6 protein-coding genes are annotated in these 5,002 nt (G+C 49.6%); all 6 read left to right on the forward strand.

Annotated features, from left to right (window positions below; translation table 11 throughout):
- Positions 1-183: 183 nt before the first annotated feature.
- Positions 184-909 (forward strand): GntR family transcriptional regulator, encoded by a 726-nt coding sequence (locus tag ACI32D_RS09400; RefSeq protein WP_439776307.1) that lies wholly within the window; start codon positions 184-186, stop codon positions 907-909.
- 213 nt (positions 910-1,122) lie between these two features.
- Positions 1,123-1,425: a PTS sugar transporter subunit IIB gene (locus ACI32D_RS09405; RefSeq protein WP_439776308.1), complete on the forward strand. Its 303-nt coding sequence runs from the start codon at positions 1,123-1,125 to the stop codon at positions 1,423-1,425.
- Between the two features lie 2 nt (positions 1,426-1,427).
- Positions 1,428-2,810 (forward strand): PTS sugar transporter subunit IIC, encoded by a 1,383-nt coding sequence (locus ACI32D_RS09410; RefSeq protein WP_439776309.1) that lies wholly within the window; start codon positions 1,428-1,430, stop codon positions 2,808-2,810.
- Between the two features lie 47 nt (positions 2,811-2,857).
- Positions 2,858-3,190: a PTS lactose/cellobiose transporter subunit IIA gene (locus ACI32D_RS09415; protein ID WP_439776310.1), complete on the forward strand. Its 333-nt coding sequence runs from the start codon at positions 2,858-2,860 to the stop codon at positions 3,188-3,190.
- Positions 3,191-3,211: 21 nt separating this feature from the next.
- Entirely contained in the window at positions 3,212-4,711 is a 1,500-nt protein-coding gene (locus ACI32D_RS09420) for a sialate O-acetylesterase (protein WP_439776311.1), read from the forward strand.
- Between the two features lie 155 nt (positions 4,712-4,866).
- The coding region (locus ACI32D_RS09425; RefSeq protein WP_439776312.1) for a PTS sugar transporter subunit IIB at positions 4,867-5,002 on the forward strand (136 nt) is incomplete at its 3' end.

The following is a 5,002-nucleotide window of genomic DNA, read 5'->3' on the forward strand; positions in this document are numbered from 1 at the left end:
AGGATAGGAAGCTGCCGCGCGAGACAAGAGTCAGACGGAAGTCTGGCTCTTTTTTGATATATTGAAAACTTTTTAACAAATTTCTGCTGACTTTTTGGCTCTTTTGCTGAATAATTGTTATAGTGGAAAATTAGTTGAGAAGACAAATTTTTTGATTCAAACCGTAAACAGGAGATGAAAGAAATGAGAGAGACCCCGAAATACGTCCTGATCGCCAACCAGCTTAGGCAGGAGATAGCTGAAGGCAAGTACGCTCCAGGCGACCAGTTGCCCCAGGAAATGGCCATTGCCAACGACTTTAACGTCAGCCGGATCACGGTCCGCAACGCCCTGCAGCAGCTGGAAAATGATGGCTTGATCTACCGCATTCAAGGGGCCGGGACCTTCGTCAAGGATTCTGAGACTAATACCGCCAGTCAGCTTGATTATGATGATTTTGAAATCATCGATTTTGACCGCTACCAGGTCAAGCTGCTGGACTTCCGGGTGGCTAAGCCAACCAAGGCCCTGCAGGACAGTCTGGAATTGACCAAGTTCGACCTTTGCTACCAAATCAAGCGGGCAATTTATTATCACAGCGACCTGGTCGGGATTCAGAAGCTGGCCATGCCGGTCAAGGTAGTCCAGGGATTGGGCATGGATGCCTTGACTCAGTCGATCTATACTGTCCTGGAAAATGAGCAGGACTTCAATATCAGCTCAGCTGAACGGGAATATACTCTCGTTGACGCCAATGAAGAACTGGCCAAGGATTTGTCTTGTTCTATCCATGACAAATTGCTGATGGTCGAGCAAAAATCCTACCTGGCCACCCAGCAGATCTTCGAGTATGCTCAAACTTACTTTAAGACCGCTGGTTTCAGCATCAAACGGATTCTCCGCTACAAGCCGACCAAGGCAAAAAGTTAAAGACAAATACAAGAATGCAGAAATTTGTATAACTCCTGCAAACCCTTGAAGGATCAGCCTTCAAGGGTATTTTTTTATCCCTTGGCAAAATATTTGTAATAACAAATCATAAAAGGTATTGACATTATGAAAGGGCTTGCTAGAATATAGAGTGTAAACGTTATCAAGAATTGAATTTGTTAGTACAAATGTTTTTTGGGAGGAATAAGTATTATGACTAAGAAGATTGCGCTTTTCTGCAGCGGTGGTTTTTCAACCAGTTTGGTAGCTAAGAAGATGCAGGACGTCTACACGGCTGAAGGTGCCGACGTCAAGGTTGATGCCTACGACCTGGGCATGGCTGACGAACTTGGCGACGACGTTGATGCAATCGTTCTGGCACCACAAGTTGCCTGGGACGAAGACTCAATGAAGAAGGAACACCCGGACACCAAGGTAGTTGCCTTGACTATGCAGCAATTCGGTTCAATGGATGGGGCAACGATCGTTAAGGCCTTGAAAGAAGAAGGGATCTAATAATGACTGGTTTACAAAAATTCCAGGCCAATTTTACCAAAGTAGCTGGTAAGATCGCGGCCAACAAATTTCTGCTGACCCTGCGTGACTCCTTTATCATCGTAGCGTCCACTTCCATGATCGCTGGTTTCGCGATTATGCTGCAAAACGTCTTCATTGACCCAATCAACGGGCTGATCTTCGGTAAGCAAGGCTTGCAATTGGGCCGGATGATTGCCGGCTCCTGGTCAGCTTGGGAAGCCAATGGCTTCTGCAAGGCTCTGCAGAACTTCGCCAACTTGATCGGCTTGGTCTCAAACGGTTCTTTGAACGTCTTCGCCCTTCTTTTGGTCGTGATCTTCGCCAACACTTTCTCAAGAAAGTACTACCCGAAGTCCAAGGAACACATGACGGACGTCCTCTACGCTTTAGGGGCCTTCTTCATCTGCCTGCCATGGCACTTCTCTTACACGCCAACCGGTTCGAAGAAGGCGATCGATGTTTTGAACTACATCGATACCTCATTCCTGGGTACTAAGGGTGTCTTCGCTGCCCTGCTGATCTCCGCTTCGGCGGTTTGGATCTACAACAAGATGCTGGCCAAGAATATCACCATCAAGATGCCGGACTCAGTTCCGCCAGCTGTTGCCCGCTCTTTTGAATCATTGATTCCGGGGACCGTGACTCTGGGCGTCTACATCATCTTGACTGGCCTTTCAACTACCCTGGCTGGGCAAACCATGCCAGAACTGCTTTTGACGCTTTTGCAAAAGCCGGCTATGGCCATCTCCTCAACTGGTGCCTTCGCCTTTGTTTCTCAAACTACCTGGAGCTTGCTCCAATGGTTCGGGATTCACCCGACTTCCATCTGGGGCCCGATCTTCGGTTTGACCTGGAACATCAATGACACGCAAAACATGCTGGGCCAGGCACACCACATCTACTCAACCCTGTTCATGAACTTCTCAACCATCGCGGCTGGTTCATGTTCAGTAGCCCCAGTTTTGGCCATCAAGCTCTTCTCCAAGAGAGTTGCCGCTAAGAAGATCTCCAACATCGCCTTGATGCCAGCCATCTTCAACATTTCTGAACCAATCACTTTCGGTTTGCCAATCATCATGAACCCGATCTACTTCGTTCCATGGCTGCTTTGCCAACCAGTAGCTTTCTACATCGGTATCTTCTTTACCAAGATCGGCTTCATCGCGCCAATCGTCAACAACGTTCCATGGACGGTGCCAACCCTGATCTCCGGCCTGCTCTACACTGGCAACATCAAGGGCTTGATCGTCCAAGCCATCATCCTCTTCGTATGTACCGCTCTCTACGTGCCATTCGTCAGAATGGACAACCGGCTGAATCCGGACGAGCCAATGGATGAAATGGCTAAGGCTGTTGCTGAATAAGCTAGGAATCAGGATTAATAGAAAAAGAATCAAGAAGGATTTTAATTATGGATGAAAAACAACTTGCCAAGGCAATGCAACTGATTTCTTTCGCCGGCGACTCCAAGTCGGCATCAATCCGGGCCATGAAGGCCGCCGAAGACGGCGACTTTGCCGCCGCTGAAGACTTTTTGAAGCAGGCTCATGACTCCCTGCACCAGGCCCACAACATTCAAACCGCCTGGATGTCAGCTGAAATGGGCGGCGAAGAAGTGGAAAAGTCACTCTTGCTGATCCACTCACAAGACCACTTTATGGCCGCGGACATCATGATGACTGTTGCTGAAAAGCAACTCAATTTGCAAAAAGAAGTCAAAGCTTTGCAGGAAAAACTGCAATAAGATTGCACTAGGTGAAGAAAAATGACGGGCAAACTTTTAGCGGATATTTTTCAAGACGGCATGGTCCTGCCAATTTACAAGGACTTCCGTTTAGGCGGGCAAACCGCCAGCGGAGCAGTAGTTACGGTCAATTTTGCCGGACGCCGCTACCAAGGCAAGGCCGATGAACAAGGCCACTGGCAGCTCCTTCTGCCGGCATATGACAAACAGGAACTGGCTGAACTGACGGTAGTCAGTCACGGGCAGACGCAGACTCTGAAAAATCTGCGCTTTGGCCGGGTGATCCTCCTCAGCGGCCAGTCCAATATCGAATACCGGCTGAAAGATGACGCGGAATTTGCCCAGGCTAAGGCCGCATTAGCAGCTGGAAGCCATCCGAACCTTTACTATTACAACTGCCCGCAGATCGACTACCGTGACCCGGAAACCGGGGCGGTAAAGCCGGATGTGGCTGAAGAAAAATGGCATGAAGTGAATGCCGAAACGGCCGGCGAAATGTCGGCCATCGGCTTTTACTGCCTGGCCAAACTGCAAGAGCTTGACCCAAGCCAAATTTACGCGGCAGTGGACTGCTTCAAAGGTGGTACCTCAGCCTCCAACTGGCTGCCGGTTGACCTTTTGAAGGAAGATCCGGAACTGAAGACGGCCTTTATCGACCCATATGAAGCAGCCGTCAAGGGCAAAAGCTGGGCTGATTTCGACGCTGAAACCGCCAAGTGGCAGGCGGCTGTCGACCAGCACAATGTGGACCTCAAGCAGTACCTGGACCAGCATCCGGAAAGCAGCTTGAGCCAGGCCAAGAATATCGTTGGCCACACGCCATGGCCGCCGCCAATGCGGCCGGACAGCTACCTGCGTCCAGGTGCTCTTTATGAGACGATGGTCAGCCAGATCCAGGATATTACCGTGACCGACTGGGTCTGGTACCAAGGGGAAAACGACACTGACCGGCCAAGATACTACTCCAAACTCCTCAACTTACTGCTTAACACTTGGCGCCGCGTGCTCGCTGACCCCTCTTTGCCAGTCAAGCTGATCCAGCTGCCTGGCTATGCCGACAATCCGGAAAACAGCGTGGCCATGATCCGGCAGACCCAGCTGGAAACAGCTGCCAGCCGACCATACGTTGACCTGGTTTCCATTGCCGACCTGGGCGAGGCCCACAATATTCACCCGACTCACAAGCGGGAAGCCGGCCAGCGGCTGGCCGCCTGCATGTCCGGGGCATCCTACCCGGCAACGCCAACGGCAGTTGCTTTTAAGAAAGAAGCTGGCCGGCTCAGCTTTAAAGTGATCAACAGCTTCCAGCTGGAAGTCACCGGCGAAGTCAAAGTCAGCTTTTTGACCAAGGACAATTGGCAGCCATATCAAACTGTCAAGGTCCAGGTTAAGGGGCAAGAAGTCAGCCTGGATTGCCCAGATGACGCGTTAGGTCTGCGTTATGGCTACGCCAACTATCCGGACTTGGCGGTCTATAATGAACTCGGTGCTCCTTTAGCACCATTTGAAACAAAACTATAAATAAACACTCTAAAACTTTTTCAAGCTAAAGATCCTCGAAAAAACAAAAGACATATTTTTTAAAACTACTAGACATACTCTTTACGCAAGCGTATAATGTGTTTTGTAAGCGATAACACATTATACGTGAAGAGAAGTTCTAGGAGGTAATTAGAATGGCTGAAAAGACGGTTATGCTTTGCTGCTCAGCAGGGATGAGTACCAGCATGCTGGTTAAGAAGATGCAAGAAGCTGCTAAGAAGGACGGCTTGGACTACGAAATCTTTGCTTGTCCAGCAGCTGAAGCTGATT

The sequence above is a fragment of the Lactobacillus sp. genome (genome assembly GCF_051873315.1).
Taxonomy (GTDB): Bacteria; Bacillota; Bacilli; order Lactobacillales; family Lactobacillaceae; genus Lactobacillus.